Here is a 15,054-nt window from a genome sequence, read left to right as displayed (position 1 = left end):
GCGTGCGCGTCTTCGTCACTGGTGGTGCTGGCTTCATCGGCGCCAACTTCATCCGCCACGTCCTCGCCACCACCGACGACGTGCGGATCACGAACTTCGACAAACTGACCTACGCCGGCAACCTCGCCTCGCTGCAGGACCACAGCGACGACCCGCGGTACGCGTTCGTTCAGGGGGACATCTGCGATCTCGATCACGTGACCGACGCGATGGAGGGTCACGACGCGGTCGTGAACTTCGCCGCCGAGTCGCACGTCGACCGCTCGATCGAGGGTCCGGTCGAGTTCCTGCACACCAACGTGACCGGGGCAGGTGTCGTGTTCGAGGTGGCGCGCCGCCACCAGGTCGACCGTGTGCTGCACATCAGCACCGACGAGGTGTACGGCTCGATCGACGACGGCTCCTTCCACGAGAACGACGGCCTCTTCCCCAACAGCCCCTATTCGTCGTCCAAGGCCGGTGCCGACCTGCTGGCCCGCGCGTACTTCGAGACCTACGGGTTCCCGATCACCGTCACGCGCACGACGAACAACTTCGGGCCCTACCACTACCCCGAGAAGGTCATCCCGCTGTTCGTGACCAACCTCATCGACGGGTTGAAGGTCCCCCTCTACGGCGACGGTCGCAACGTGCGTGACTGGACCTACGTGGTCGACAACGCCGCGGCACAGTGGCTCGTTCTCACCGACGGTGAGCCGGGCGCGATCTACAACGTCGGGGCGGGCAACGAGCTCAGCAACCGCGAGCTCACGCTCACCATCCTCGATCGCTTCGGGCTCGGCGAGGAGATGATCGAGTTCGTCCCGGACCGCCCCGGTCACGACCTGCGGTACTCGGTCGACGCCACCAGGATCCGCGAGCTGGGGTGGAAGCCGGAACAGGGCTTCGAGGAGGCGCTCGACCGGACCATCGCCTGGTACCGCGACAACGAGTGGTGGTGGCGTCCCCTGAAGCAGCACGGCGCGTCAGCTCGGCGCGGCCTCGCGCCCTCTGCCAACGGCGAGGATGCCGAGTGAGGGTGCTCGTCACCGGAGCCGGCGGCCAGCTCGGCCTGGACGTGGTCGATGCGTTCGACGATCACGATGTCGCGCCCCTCACACACGCCGACCTCGACATCGCGGTCGAACCGGATGTGGTCGCTGCGGTCCGCGACCTCCGCCCCGAGCTGATCGTGAACTGCGCGGCGTGGACCGACGTGGACGGCTGTGAGTCCGACCCCGACCGCGCCCACCGTGACAACGCGCTCGGCCCGTGGTGGCTCGCCCGTGCGGCCGACCTGATGGACGCTGCGATGGTGCACCTGTCCACCGACTACGTCTTCGGTGGGGTCGCTGATCGGCCGTACCGCGAGATCGACGCTCCTTGTCCGGCCAGCGAGTACGGGCGCTCCAAGGCGGCCGGGGAGATGCTCGTGCGCCAGACCCTGCCGGCGCACTACATCGTTCGGACGTCGTGGGTGTGCGGGGCGCGCGGCAACAACTTCGTCCGGACCATGCTCCGTGTCGGACGGGATCGGGGGGAGGCCCGTGTCGTCGACGACCAGACCGGTTCCCCCACCTTCACCCGCGACCTCGCGGCGGCGATCCGCGAGCTGTCGGTCAGTGGCCGCTACGGCACCTACCACCGCACCAACAGCGGCACGTGCAGCTGGTTCGAGCTCGCCGCCGCGACCTTCGAGCTCGCGGGGCTCGACGTCGCTCTGTCTCCGATGAAGTCCGACGAGCTTGATCGTCCCGCTCCCCGCCCCGCGTACTCCGTGCTCGACAACCGCCACGCGATCGGCTCGGGGTTGGCGCAGCTGCCCCACTGGCGCGACGGCCTCGCCGCGCTGGTGGACGAGTTGGGGGAGGCCGCCTGATGGGCACGGTGGCGATCCTGCTCACCTCGGTCGCGCTCGCCACGGCGGGTCAGCTGTTCCTGAAGGCGGGGATGGAGCGCATCGGCCGCATCGACGAGCTGGGAGCCGGTGCACTCGGGACGTTGATCGGCAAGGTCATCGTCACGTGGCAGGTCCCGTTCGGTCTGATCGCGTTCGCGCTGTCGGCGGTGTTCTGGTTGATCACCCTGTCGCGACTGCCCCTGTCCACCGCGTACCCGGTGGTCAGCCTCAGCTACGTGTTGATCCTGCTGTTCAGCGTCATCGTCCTCGGTGAGCGCCCCGGCGTGACCGTCTGGGTCGGCGGCGTGCTGATCATGGCCGGCATCGCGCTCATCGGCATCGGTCAGTCCTAGTGCCTCCTCCCGAGCCGCGGATCGCCGTCGTCATCGTCTCGCACGAGACGCGGGACGAGGCGCTCGCGTGCCTGGCGACCCTGACCGACGCCGGCGCGGACGAGGTCGTCCTCGTCGACACCGGCTCGACGGACGACACCGCCGAAGCGGTCCGCTCCCGCTACCCCGAAGCCACGGTGCTCGCGCTCGACAACATCGGCTACGGACGGGCAGCCAACGCCGGGGTGGCACGGACGCGGGCCCCCGTGGTCGTCGTCGCGAACGCCGACACGCGCTTCACCGCGGGGTCGCTGTCGGCGCTGGCCGACGTCCTCGAGTCCGATCCGGGCGTCGGCGCGGTGGGTCCGCTCGTGCGCTACCCCGATGGACGGCGACAGGCGAGCGCCCGCCGCTTCCCGTCGCTGGGCCAGGCGGCTGGCCACGCGCTCCTCGGGCTGTGGTGGCCCGACAACCGCTGGACCCGCACGTACCGCATGACCGACGAGGACCCGTCGGCCCCGAAGGAGGTGGACTGGCTGTCCGGCTGCGCGGTCGCGCTCCGACGCGCCGCTTTCGAACAGGTCGGCGGGTTCGACCCTGCCTACTTCATGTACGTCGAGGACGTCGACCTCGGGTACCGCCTGCGCCAGGAGGGTTGGCGGGTCCGCTGGGAGCCCAGCGCCGAGGTCGTGCACTCGGTGGGCGCGTCCACCCAAGGACGACGCGCGAAGATGGTCGTGGAACACGCCAAGAGCCTGGATCGGTTCTACGGCCGTGCGTACGCCCGGGGCGTTGGTCGGGTGTTGCGTCCGTTGATCCGGCTGGGACTGGGCGCGTGGATCGTCCTCGTCCTCGCCTGGGACGCCTTCGTCCGGGTTCGGACGGGACGGAGCACGACCGGTGAGTGACGCGGGCTCGAGCCACCTTCCGAGGGTCGCGCTCATCGTCGCTGGCGGGCGTGGTACCCGCCTGCAGCCGCTGACCTACGACACCCCGAAGCCGCTGCTCGACTTCTGCGGCGAGCCGTTCCTGCTCGGCGTGCTGCGGCGACTGTCAGCGGCGAGCGTCGCCCGGGTCCTGCTGGTCGTCGGCGCGATCACCGAGCCGTTCGACCGCCTCCGCGGGCCGGCCGCGCAGCTCGGCATCGAGCTCTCCTCGGTCCCCGAGCCCGAACCGCTGGATACCGCCGGGGGCGTCCGCAGCGTCATCGACCAGTTCGATGACCGCTTCCTCGTGCTCAACGGGGACATCCTCACGGACGTCGACCTCGCCAGCGTCGCTGCGGCGCACGCGCGCTCCGGTGCCGACGCGACCATGGTCCTCACCCGCGTCGAGGACACCTCGAGCTACGGCGTGGCCGTTCGCGACGGCACGCGTATCACGCGGTTCGTCGAGAAGCCGCCAGAGGGGACGCTGCCGGGTCAGGACGCCATCAACGCGGGCACGTACCTGCTGGAACCGCACGTCCTGCAGCCCCACCCCGAAGGTCCGCTCAGCTTCGAGCGCGACGTGTTCCCTGGCCTGATCCGACGAGGTGGCCACCTCGAGGGAGTGGTGTGGGAGGGGGTGTGGGCCGACCTCGGCACGCCCCGGCGCTACCGCGAGGGGCACCGGCTCGCCCTCAACGGTGAGCTCCGCTGGCCGTCGGTGACCCGCGTGCCAGAGCGGGAGCCCGGTCTGCGGATCGCCGACGGCGCCGACGTGGCGCCGGAGGCCACGCTCCACGCCCCCGCTCTGGTGCTGGAGCAGGCGCGCATCCGCCCGGGTGCCGTGGTCGGTCCAGGCACGGTGGTCGGCCGAGCCTGCGACGTCGGTGAGCGCGTCCGTCTCGGGTCGTGCATCCTGCACGAGGACGTGCACGTCGGTCCGGCGGTCGTCGCCGAGGGCCTGATCGCGGGCCGCGGGTGCCGGATCGAGTCGGGTGCCCGGCTGGGGACCAACGTGGTCCTCGGATCAGGGCAGACCGTCGCCGCCGGCGAGCGCCTCGACGACGGGGCGCGACACCCGCCCGCTGCCGGCTGAGCGCGCCCCCGGAACCGCAGCGATGGGTTCCAGCGTTACCCTAGGCGGGTGGTGGTTGTCAACTCCTGTGAGGTACTGAGGCTTGTGAGCACTCCCCGGCACCCCGCGTGGCCGATGTTGGCGGCCCTGCTGGCGCTCGTGCTCGTACCGGTTGGGGTCCCGACACCGGTCGCCGCGGCTCCCGCCGACGGCCCCGACTGCCTCCCCGCCGGCGGGATGGATCTCGCCTTCCTCACCAGCGAGGCCGTAGCGGCCGAGGATCCCGACGTGGTGCTCAACGGGGGTGGCTTCGGCCACGGCGTCGGGATGAGCCAGTACGCGACGCAGGGAGCGGCGCTCCTGGGTTGCACCCACGGCACCATCCTCGCGACGTCCTACCCCGGTAGCCGGATCGACTCCGCCGCGATGCCAGCGGTTATCCGCATCGGCCTGCGCGCGACCACCGACCTCACCACGGTCTACCGCACGACCGCCGCCGGTTCCGGTGGCGCCGATGTCCCGATCCACCTCTGCAACGAGCAAGCAACCTCGTGCTCGCCTACCGAGGTCGTGATCCCCGCCGGCGAGGAGTGGATCGTCGAGGCGGATGGTGACTCGACGGACTTCGTCCTGCGCGACGGCAACGGGAACGAGCGCTGGCGCGGCGGCGATGTGATCTACGACCGGCTGCGTGCCATGCACGACGGCACGGTCGTGCGTATCGTCGAGTCGGGGCGACGGGTCAAGTGGGGCTTCACCGAGTTCGACTACACGTCGGAGGGCGGTGGGACGGTCTTCGTCGTGCAGCACATCACCCCCACGGATGACCACGAGGCGATGGACCGCTACCTGTGGGGACTCGCCGAGGTGCCGTCTTCCTGGGAGCCCGCTGCCCTGCGGGCGCAGGCGATCGCGGCGCGCAGCTACGCGCTGGCGCAGATCGATCAACGCGCGGCGGTCTACGGCCCCAACGGCGTGCCCTCCTGCCGCTGCGACCTGCGCCCCGACACGACCGACCAGTACTACGCCGGCTTCGACAAGGAGGAGGCCGACACGGAGCGGCGGTGGGGGGATGCGGTCGACGCGACCGCCGGTCAGGTCCTGACCTACACCGATCCGGAGACGGATACGACCAGCACCGTTTCGGCGTTCTACTCCTCGAGCCACGGCGGCTGGAGCGAGAACGTCCAGCACGTCTGGGGCAGCGCGATCCCCTACCTCCAGGCGGTCGACGTCTCCCGCTGGGAGATCGCCGCCGATCCCGAGGACCCCCTGAACCCCTACCAGCGCTGGTCCCGTGGCTTCAGCCACGCCGAACTCGCCGAGGCGTTCGGCCTGGAGACGTTCACCTCCATCGAGGTCGACCGTCGAGGACCCGGCGGACGACCCTCAGCCCTCGACGGCGGTGGTGTGCTCGCCGTCGGCACGGATGGGTCCGGGCAACGGGTCGAGAAGCGCTACTCGGGCGAGCGCATCCGGTCGGTCCTCGGTCTGCGGTCGGGACTCGTCCACGTCGGTGAGTACATCCCCGATGCCCACCTCGTCCCCCAGCGCCTCGCGGGAGATGAGCGGGTCGCGACGAGCGTCGCGCTGTCACAGCGAGGTTGGTCCGACGCGGCGACTGTCGTCGTGGCGCGCTCTGACAACCCGGCCGACGCGCTGGCCGGCAGCACGTTGGCTGGCACGTTCGACGCCCCACTGCTGATCACGCCCTCCGACGCGTTGGCCGCCGCGACCGCGGCCGAGATCGACCGGCTCGGCGCCACGCAGGTCGTGATGCTGGGCGGAGAGGCGGCGCTGTCGCAGCAGGTCGAGGAGGCGCTCGAGGAGCTGTCCGACGTCGCCGAGGTGCGACGGCTGGATGGCGCCAACCGCTTCGAGACCGCGGCGCTCATCGCCGAGCTGCTGCCTCGCCCCGCGGAGGGCGAGACGGGTGCGCTCATCGTGCGTGGTCAGTTCCCCGAGCACCCCACCCGCGAGTGGGCCGATGCGCTGGCGGTGGCGAGCCTGGCCGCGCGCAGCGGCGGCTCGGGCGCCCCGCTCCCGGTCTTCATCGTGACCGACGTGGTCCCTGCGGAGACCTGGGCCGCACTCGAGGCCTGGCAGCCCGCCAACGTCGCCATCGTCGGCGGCCCGGCGACTATCCCTCCGTCGGTCGAGGAGGAGCTCGCATCCGCTGGTTACACGACCTCCCGTCTCGCCGGCGATGACCGCTACGGCACGAGCCGCCAGGTGGCGTCGATCGACGCGTCCGAGGAGCAGATCGTCGTCCTCGCGACCGGCACGAACTACCCCGACGGGTTGTCGGCCGGACCGCTGGCGGCCCGGCTGGGAGGTCGGCTCCTGCTCGTACCCAGCGAGTACGACGGCGCCCGCTCCCCGTGGGACTCGGGCCAACACCCCGACTGGCTCGTGCAACTCGGCTGGGAGCACCCGCAGCTGCTCGTCTCCGGCGGGCCGGTCGCGATCCGTGACACGGTCGTGGACGCGGTCCGGGTCGCGATGGTCGAGGGTGCCGCTGCCGCGCGTGATGCGGCCGCGGAGGAGGCAGAGCCGACGGCGTCCCCGGAGCCCAGCCCGACCGATGCCGGGGGCTGACCTCCGGCGTCCGGTCACACTCGCCGTCGTCCTCGTGTTCGCGATCGCGGCCACCTCGCTCATCGCGATAGGTGCGCCGCTGGAGTGGGACGAGACCGTCTACGCCCTCCGCGGTCGCGGGTTGCTGGCCGACTTCCCGCAGACCGGTTGGGGTCTGCACCGTCCGCCGGGCCTGCCGCTCCTGTCCGCGCCGCTCACGGTGACCGGTGTGGCCGCCGCCGTCCGGGTCGTCGGGCTGCTCGGAGGCGTGGCGCTGCTCCTGGTCGTTGCAGGCTTCACGGCGACGGTCACCAACTCGTCACCGTGGCGTGGGCGAGCGGCGGCCCTTGCCGCCGCGCTCGTCGCGGCATCGCCATCCGTTCTCGTGCGCTCGTCGCAGCTGCTGACCGACGTCCCGGCGGCGGCGCTGCTGCTCGCGGGCGCGTGGGTGCTGTGGCGAGAGCTCGAGGTTCGCGCGACCCCCGGATGGGGGCTCCTGGCCGCCCCGCTGCTGCTGACGAGCGCGTTCGTCGTGCGCTACGGCGCGCTCGTCTACATCCTCGTGACCGTCGCCACGGCCGCCGCCCTCTGGTGGCGGCGTCTGGTCGGCGCCCCCGCCGTGACCGCAGCCGCCGCCGCGTTGGGACTGGTGGGCTTCGGCGCGCACCTTCTGTGGTCCCGTGCCCGGACGGGTGAGGCACTCGGTGTGCTCCGTCTCGCCGACCAGCTCGCCCCGCCCTCGGTGCCAGGGGAGACACTCGCGACGTACCTGGGCTGGATCCCGTGGACGCTCGCGGGGATCGCCGGGCTCGTGGCGGTGCTCGTCGGCGCCGCTGCGGCGGTCAGCTGGATCGGCTGGGCCGGTGGGGCGCGCCGCCGGTTGGCGCTGTTCCTCCTCGTGCCGGCGGTCGGCGGGGCGGTCCTCGTCGCGTTCGCGAGCGGACCCGATCCCCGCTTCCTGATCCACACGGTGACGCTGCTCAGCATCGCGACCGCCGTCGCCTTCGCCGAGGCGACGTCCGGTCGCCGGGTCGTCGCGGTGGCTGTGGCGCTGCTGGTGGTCGGTGCAGCCGGAACCGGCTACCTGCAGGCGCGGCACCGGGTGATCGTTGTGGCCCAGGACCGCACCGCGATCGTGGCTGCGGCTGAGGCGGTGGCCGCCGACGCGGACGACGAGCCCTGCGGCGTCCTCGCCTGGCCGGTGCCCATCGTCACGTGGTACTCGGGGTGCACGACCGAGCACTTCGGCGCCCCGCCTGCACCGGACCGCCAGGACGTGTTACCGGCGGGGCGCCGCTACCTGCTGCTCGTCGAGGGCGGTCGTGACCAGCCGCAGGGGGCGCTGCTCAGCTCTTACCTCGAGGCGTCGGAGCACCTCACGCTCGTCGAGGTGGGTGAGCACCGGGTGGAGGTCCGTCGCTTCCACTGATGGCCTCCCGGGTCGTGACGAGCACGTCGCGCGCCACGCCGACGGCGAGCGCGACCAGGACCAGCCAGGACAGCACGATCAGCTCCGGTTCCCACGGCGACCACGCCAGCAGCGAGCGCAGGTTGGCCAGAAGGTCGTCACCAGCCCAGTAGCCCGACACCACCGTCACCGCTCCGGCGGTCTGGAGGGTCGCGACCAGGACCAGCAGCGCGAGGGGCGTCCAACGTGCCGCTAGCCGGTCCCAGCCGACGGCGACGGCGACGGCCGCACCCGGCAAGGCGGTGAACAGGTAGCGGCCCTGCACGCCGGTGGTGAACCCGGTGGTCGCGTAGCCGTCCCAGGCTCCGTACACGACGATGGCCAGGGTGGTGACGAACGGCGTCAGCAGCAGCAGCGGCTCCGCCCAACGCCACCGCTGCACCACCCACCGGCCGCCGAACGAGGCCGCGACGCCGACCACGACGACCGCGACACCCAGCAGGATGAGCGCCCACGGGATCTGGAACTGCTCGATGCCGAAGTAGCCCCAGAACTTGCGCGTCATCTGGCGGACGAAGAACCACGCCCACCAGCCCTCGTCGGGGTCGAAGCCCTGCGCGACGGCGTCAAGCCGCAATCTGGGCACCGGCGTGCCCTCGGTGATCAGCTGCACGACGTACCACCAGCCCCCCGCCACCAGCGTCACGACCCCGGCGACGCTCAGCGCCCCGGCGCCCTGGGCCGTCGACGTCGCGCCTCGCACCCGGGCCCGGTAGGTCCCGACGTGGTAGGCCAGTGCGACCCAGACCAGGAACCCCAGCGCGAACGCCTTGGCGAGCAACGCGACGCCGGCCACTAGGCCGACCCACCCTGCTGTCCGGCGGGTCAGGTCGCCCGTCCACACGTAGCTCAGGGTGAACAGCAGGGCCGCGGTCGCGAGGTTGAGCAGGTTGTCGTTGTTCACCGACGCCGTGATGTGGTGGAACATCGGGACCGCGAGCGTCACGACCGCCGCCGAGACCGCGATGCGACGGCGCTCGGTCAGGCGCATCGCCGTCCCCCACACCAGCAGCGGCAGCGGCAGCACGAGCAGCGTGTTCAGCAGGCGGAGCCAGCTCACCTGCTGATCCCAGGACCATCCCCCGGAACCGGGCACGAGCGACGCCGTCACGGTGGCGACCGCGGACAGCCCTCCGTAGTACAGGGGCGGGTGGTTCACGACGTGGTTCGGTGTGCCGGAGGGTCCGTCCGGGGCGAGCTCGTCGAACGACGGCCGCGCCGACCGTGGCAGGGCGTCGTCGGCTGCCAGCCCCGTCCACGGATCCTCGAAGGCGACACGCCACTCGACCGGCACGAGCGCGACGATCGGCAGCGACGCCAGGATCTGGCGGTTGACTTGCAGCCCGTCGTGCTCGGGGAACCCCAGGTCCTCTCCGACGGTGCGGACCAGGTCGACGTGCCCCTGCTCGTCGGGGGCGTGCCACAGCGGCACAGCGAACGCGTAGAACACCGCGATGAAGACGTGCAAGGCGCCGAGCAGCCAGATGACGCGCGGGGCGCCTCGGACCAGCTCGCGCCACGACAGCGGCGTCACGGAAGCGTCCCGTCCGCGAGGTCGCGATACAGCTGTGACATCTGGCGGCGGACGTGGGCCGGGTCGAACCCTTCGTCTTCGAGCGTGCGCCGCGCCCCGGCCGCGATGCGCTGCGCGAGACCGGGATCGGTCAGCAGCCTGGCGAACGCCGCCCCGACGGCCTCGGGGTTGCCGACAGGGACCAGCAGCGCGTCCTCCCCGTCGTGCAGCGCCTCGGCCGTCGCGCCCGCCGTCGTGGCCACCACCGGGACGCCGGCGACCATCGCCTCGACCATCGCGGTGACCCACGCGTTGTTGCGATCGCTGAGCGCCCCGAACGCCGTCGCCGCGCGCAGGAAGCTCCACACGTCGGGCCGGTGGCCGAACACCGTGACCGCGTCCCCGAGGTCGAGGCGGGCGATCTCGGCCTCGACGGCGGGGCGCTCCGGTCCCTCGCCGACCACCGCGAACCGAGCCGCGGGGACCGCGTCGAGCACGTGTCGGGCGGCACGGACGAACGTGACCGGATCACGCTCGGGAGACAGCCGCGCCACGAACAGCACGATGGGGCCATCGCCGAGGACGGCGCGCACCGCCTCCGGGTCGGCCTCCTGTGGCTCGACGAGGTGGCGGATGCGGAGCCGCGGTGTCCTCGGGGCCAGCCGCTCCGCCTCGGCGAGCAGGTCGTCGTGGGCCGATACGACCACGTCCACGCGTCGCAGCGACCACGCGACGATGCGGTCGGGGAACTGGGTGACGTCGGTGCCGTGGAGGGTGACGACCAGAGGAACCCCGCGCAGCTTGGCGGCGGGCCAGGCGAGCACCGCGACCGGGAGCCAGTGCGCGTGGATCAGATCGGTGCCCTGGGAGCGGCGTAGCGTCGTGACGATCGTGGCGAGGACCAGCCCGATCAGCTGCACCCACGCCAGCCGGCTCTGTCGGAGGTTGCTCGGGATGCCGTCACCGTGAGCCAGCCGCTGGCTGCGACGCGGCCACCAGTAGCCGAACCGGTGGACGGCCACGGTCCCGTCCCGCTCGGACCGCGCCGCGACCTGGGCGTCGAGCGGCATCACGACGGTGAAGTCGACCTCGTCCTCGAGCGCCTTGACGGGGTCGTACACGAACACGCCGGTGCGGTCGCCGCGCCGGCGCAGCGGCCAGTTCGTGGTGACGACCAGCACCCGTGGTCGATCAGCCACGCACGACCTCCCACGCCGGGGCGTCGTTGACGCCCTCGAGTTGGGGCGGTTCGAAGGTGCGACGCAGCGTCAGCCCGTGCGGCGTGAGGAGTTCCATCAGCACCTGGGGTTCGTCGCCGATCAGCTCGAGGACGACGGGACGGTAGCCCGCGGCCTCGGCGGCGAGCAGGGATGCGATGACGCGAGCGGTCGCGATGCGGCCGGGAGCGGCGGGGCGTTCGACCTGGAGCAGGCCGACGGGGCGTACGCCCCACAGGTGCTTGTCCGCTCGCAGCGAGTACACGAACGCATCGGCCGGTGCCTCCACGTCGACGGCGTGGGCGAGCCGGTCGGCTCCACGCAGGTGACCTCGCAGCCACGCCAGCCCCTCCTCGTTCGGTGGTGCGGTCACGGCGTACCCGGCGCCGAGCAGCGCCAGGATCGCCACCGCTGCAGCGGCGATCCCACGTGCGGTGCGGTGACGGACGAGCGCGACCCCCGTGACGGCGAGGACGGCGACCGCGAGGAACACGAGGGCGGTGTACCGGGGGTAGGTGTGCGACAACCCCGGATCGGGGAACGCGGCGCCGTAGTCGGTCGCGCTCACGCGCGAGATCGCGAACCACAGCAGCAGCGCCCCGCCCGCGATGGCGAGCAGCAGACCTCGACGGTCCCGGCGCAGGCGTCGCAGTCCCAGCCCCGCGGCCACGATGGCGGCGACGGTGACGCCGGCCATGGGTCCGAACGCCAGGCCGTACTTGCCGAACTGGGTGGCGACGTTGGACCAGTCGGGCCAGCCGCGGGGCGCGACGATCAGCGCGAGCTCGGCCCACGGCGTCGGCAGACCCAGAGCGGCAGGCTGGATGTTGGTGGGGAAGTCGAGGAAGGCGATCGGCGTGGTCAACGGGTCACCGGTCACGGCGACGTTGCCGAGCATCACCAGGCCGAACGCGAGCGCAGCGGCGCCGAGGTGGATCAGGGTCCACCGCGCCGCGCGGCGGCGATCGGTGACACCGGCGAGCGTGGCGAGCAGCGCGATGCCGAACCAGACGTGGATCTGGTCGGGGCGCACCACGCTCGCGAGGATCGCCGCGGCGACCGTCGCCCACGACCAGCGCGTCCGGTTCCGGCGCCACGCCCAGGTGGCGGCCAGGAGCCCCAGACCCGTCAGGGCGATCGCCGCCGAGACGTTGTGCCAAGGGCGGAGCACCCAGTAGGTGCCGGGGAACGCGAGGAGCGGCACGAGTGCGGCGAGCCAGCGTGACCGCGGCAGCACGAGAGCGGTGCCGGCTGCGTACGCCGCCAACCCGGCGGCGGGCAGCAGGAAAAGTAGCCACGCCCCGCCGGGCACGACCCGCGGCAGTCCGTAGAGGTAGAAGGCGCCGGCCGGGTACGCCGGGGTGTACGCGCCGTCGATCCGCACCCACAGCCGCTGGTGGCTGAGCCCCCCGGGGTCATCGAACGGAACCGCCAGCAGGGGACGGCCGGTGTCGGCGACGAGCTGCATCGCGTGAGCGGCAGCGGCCTCGTCGGGGGACTGGTGCGGGAGGCGCCAAGGTGAGCCCCACACCACGATCAGCGCGACGAAGGCGACGACGAACCAGAGCAGGCCCACCCACAGGGCGGTGCGCTCAGCTGTCGGCACGCACGCCCACCCCGTCGGCAGCCGGCTCGGACACGTACGTCGCCGCGGGAAGGATCTTGGTCGGGGGCTTGGTCAGCTGGACCACGAGGTCGCTGAGGAACGCGACGACGAGGGTCACCACCGCAACGAGCAGCAGCACCACGGTGTTGATCGCGATCGTGACCGGGTCGGAGACGACGTCGTAGATGGTCTTGCCGATCCCGACCAGGAGGAGCAGGACACCGACCGGCGCGAAGATCCGCAGTGGGTTGAACATCAGCGACATGCGCACGACCTGGACGAGGTAGCGGCGCGTGTCCTTCCACCAGTGGAACTTCGACTCGCCCGCACGGGGGAAGTAGTCGATGTCCACGAACCGCACCGAGTACCCGTTCGTCAGGAAGGCCAGCGTGATCGTCGTCACGCAACTGAAGCCCTCCGGCAGCAGGTGCAGGTACTGCATGGCCACGTCACGGCGGAAGGCGCGGAACCCGGAGTTGAGGTCCGGGATGCGCGAGTCCGTCAGCAGCATCGCGAGACGCCGGATCAACCACTTGGCCGGGGTCCGCAGCAGCTTGTGGCTGCCCTGCTCCGTCCGGCGCGCCCCGACGACGTGGTCGTAGCCCTCGACCGCGTCGACGAGCTCGGGGATGCGCTCGTTGGGGTAGGTCATGTCGACGTCGGTCCAGACGACGACCTCGCCCCGCGCGCTCGCCGTGCCGATCCTCCGGGCTGCGCCCGAGCCCCGGTTCTGCTTCATCTGGATGACCCGGACGCCCTCGAGCTCGTGGACGAGATGCTCGCTGCCGTCGCTCGATCCGTCGTCCACCACGATGACCTCGTAGGTGTACGACGATCCGTCCAGGGCGGTGCGGATGCGTTCCACTTCGGCCACGAGGTGGCCGGCCTCGTTGTGGACCGGCAGCACGACGGTGACGTCGAGCTCGGCCTCCGGGAGGGCGTCGAGAGTGGGACTCACAGGCATCGCAGGTCAGGACCGGTCGCGGGGGCGGGAGTGGGCGGCAGGCTACCCTCCGCCCCGCCCGCGCCGTCGTCGGGAGCTCCCGGGTGGAACGTCCTTCGCCCACGCCTTCACCCGCCGGTCGCGTGGATGCCCTGCGACGTCTCGCCGGACGAGCGGGCTGGAGCGTCACGTCACAGGCGGTCGTCAGCGCGGGCAACTTCCTCTTCGCCGTCGTCACCGCGCGCGAGACCTCGGCGGCGGGCTTCGGCGAGATCAGCCTCGTGTTCGCGGTCTACCTGCTGTCCGTCGGCGTGGCACGGGGGCTCCTCGGCGAGCCGCTGCTGGTCCTGGGACCGGCCGAGACTGCCAGGTCCGTGCTGGGGCTGTCACTCACGATCGGCGCCGCCATCGGGGCGGCGTTCGCCGCGGTCGGTCTGGCCGTCGGCGGCTTCGTCGGGCCGATCGTGCTCGCGTTCGCGGCGACCCTGCCGTTCCTGCTCCTCGAGGACGCCCTGCGCCACGTGCACGTGGCGCGTGGTCGGCCGCGGTCGGCGGCGATGCTCGACCTCGCGTGGCTCACCGGACAAGGCGTCGCGGTCGTGGTTATGGTGGTGGCCGACCTGGCCATCGTCTGGTTCGTCCTCGGCTGGGGGACCGCCGCGGCGGTAGCGGTCGCCGGGGAGCTGCTGCGCCTGCGTGTCATCCCATCCCTCCGGGGCGCCGCGCAGTGGTGGCGATCGCACGGGGGACACGGGTGGCGCTTCGCCGCGGAGTTCCTGGCCCACTCCTCCGGCACCCACCTGGCCTTATTCGGAATCGCCATCGTCTCCACGACGGTCGCGGTCGCGGCGGTCCGGGGCGTGCAGGTCATCATGGGCCCCTTCCACGTGCTCGTCATGGGTGCGGGCCTCTTCGCCGTCCCCGAGGGTGTTCGCATCGTGCGGGATTCCCCCCAGCGCCTCGTGCGCGCGACGGCGGGGCTGGCGGCGGGCCTCGCCGCGCTCGGTATCGCCCTCGGTGTCATCGTGTGGATCCTGCCGGAGACGATCGGCGAGGCGCTGTTGGGGGACACGTGGAGCGATGCCCAGCCGGTCGCCATGCCCGTCGCGATCGGCATGGCGCTGAACGGGGCGGCGTTCGCCACCGGCTACGGCCTGCGCGCGCTCAACGTCCCGCAGCGCAACCTGCGCGCGCGGCTGCTCGCCTTGGTCCCGTTCCTCGGCCTCACCGTCGCCGGGGCGGCGTGGGACGACGCGACCGGCGCCGCGTGGGGCTTCGCCGCCGGTGCCGCCATCGCCCTGCTCCTGTGGTGGCGCGAGTTCCGCGCCGCCGTCCCCCGTTGAGGGCAGCGCCTCCCCGGATGTGGGGACGGGTGCGTCGGTCGGCGGGGTGCTGGGTGACCGACGTCGGCGGGGCGGATGCCGGCGGCGTGTTCGTTCGTCGTCGGGACACGCGCCCCGTCGGCGTCGGTCGGTCGCTGTGCAGTTGTCATGGATCGGGATGGCCCTGGCTTCAGCC

12 protein-coding genes are annotated in these 15,054 nt (G+C 72.0%); 8 read left to right on the top strand and 4 right to left on the bottom strand.

The features are described from left to right. Nucleotides 1-2 precede the first annotated feature (2 nt). The 7 genes from rfbB to KY469_08200 all read left to right on the top strand — a co-directional run bounded on the left by rfbB (nucleotide 3) and on the right by KY469_08200 (nucleotide 8,218). Nucleotides 3-1,016, top strand: coding sequence for a dTDP-glucose 4,6-dehydratase (gene rfbB, locus KY469_08230; protein ID MBW3663071.1), 1,014 nt, complete (start codon nucleotides 3-5; stop codon nucleotides 1,014-1,016). Further along, entirely contained in the window at nucleotides 1,013-1,858 is an 846-nt protein-coding gene (gene rfbD / locus KY469_08225; GenBank protein MBW3663070.1) for a dTDP-4-dehydrorhamnose reductase, read from the top strand. Before rfbB ends, rfbD begins: the two co-directional genes overlap by 4 nt. Further along, entirely contained in the window at nucleotides 1,858-2,232 is a 375-nt protein-coding gene (locus KY469_08220) for an EamA family transporter (protein ID MBW3663069.1), read from the top strand. The genes rfbD and KY469_08220 overlap by 1 nt, the downstream gene beginning before the upstream one ends. After that, complete coding sequence (locus KY469_08215; protein MBW3663068.1) at nucleotides 2,232-3,119, top strand: glycosyltransferase family 2 protein; 888 nt, start codon at nucleotides 2,232-2,234, stop codon at nucleotides 3,117-3,119. Before KY469_08220 ends, KY469_08215 begins: the two co-directional genes overlap by 1 nt. Next, nucleotides 3,112-4,233 carry an NDP-sugar synthase gene (locus KY469_08210; protein ID MBW3663067.1) on the top strand — a complete coding sequence of 374 codons (1,122 nt, stop codon included), beginning with the start codon at nucleotides 3,112-3,114 and terminating at the stop codon, nucleotides 4,231-4,233. The genes KY469_08215 and KY469_08210 overlap by 8 nt, the downstream gene beginning before the upstream one ends. An 84-nt stretch (nucleotides 4,234-4,317) precedes the next feature. Continuing rightward, nucleotides 4,318-6,810 (top strand): cell wall-binding repeat-containing protein, encoded by a 2,493-nt coding sequence (locus KY469_08205; protein MBW3663066.1) that lies wholly within the window; start codon nucleotides 4,318-4,320, stop codon nucleotides 6,808-6,810. Then, nucleotides 6,797-8,218 carry a hypothetical protein gene (locus KY469_08200; GenBank protein ID MBW3663065.1) on the top strand — a complete coding sequence of 474 codons (1,422 nt, stop codon included), beginning with the start codon at nucleotides 6,797-6,799 and terminating at the stop codon, nucleotides 8,216-8,218. The genes KY469_08205 and KY469_08200 overlap by 14 nt, the downstream gene beginning before the upstream one ends. Here KY469_08200 and KY469_08195 read toward each other — a convergent pair. The 4 genes from KY469_08195 to KY469_08180 are packed head-to-tail and all read right to left on the bottom strand — an operon-like array spanning nucleotide 8,166 to nucleotide 13,557. Beyond that, nucleotides 8,166-9,791, bottom strand: a complete 1,626-nt coding sequence (locus KY469_08195; protein ID MBW3663064.1) for a hypothetical protein — start codon at nucleotides 9,789-9,791, stop codon at nucleotides 8,166-8,168. The two genes, KY469_08200 and KY469_08195, sit on opposite strands and share 53 nt — an antisense overlap. Next, nucleotides 9,788-10,969, bottom strand: a complete 1,182-nt coding sequence (locus KY469_08190) for a glycosyltransferase (GenBank protein ID MBW3663063.1) — start codon at nucleotides 10,967-10,969, stop codon at nucleotides 9,788-9,790. Before KY469_08190 ends, KY469_08195 begins: the two co-directional genes overlap by 4 nt. After that, entirely contained in the window at nucleotides 10,962-12,593 is a 1,632-nt protein-coding gene (locus KY469_08185; GenBank protein MBW3663062.1) for a hypothetical protein, read from the bottom strand. The genes KY469_08190 and KY469_08185 overlap by 8 nt, the downstream gene beginning before the upstream one ends. Further along, entirely contained in the window at nucleotides 12,580-13,557 is a 978-nt protein-coding gene (locus KY469_08180; protein ID MBW3663061.1) for a glycosyltransferase family 2 protein, read from the bottom strand. The genes KY469_08185 and KY469_08180 overlap by 14 nt, the downstream gene beginning before the upstream one ends. An 83-nt stretch (nucleotides 13,558-13,640) precedes the next feature. Here KY469_08180 and KY469_08175 point away from each other — a divergent pair, with 83 nt between their 5' ends. Then, the gene (locus KY469_08175) at nucleotides 13,641-14,879 is read left to right on the top strand and encodes a hypothetical protein (GenBank protein MBW3663060.1); all 1,239 of its coding nucleotides are present in this window, start codon (nucleotides 13,641-13,643) and stop codon (nucleotides 14,877-14,879) included. Nucleotides 14,880-15,054: the final 175 nt, after the last annotated feature.

This window comes from Actinomycetota bacterium, assembly GCA_019347575.1.
Taxonomy (GTDB): domain Bacteria; phylum Actinomycetota; class Nitriliruptoria; order Nitriliruptorales; family Nitriliruptoraceae; genus JAHWKY01.
This window is presented reverse-complemented; position numbering and strand designations above follow the sequence as displayed.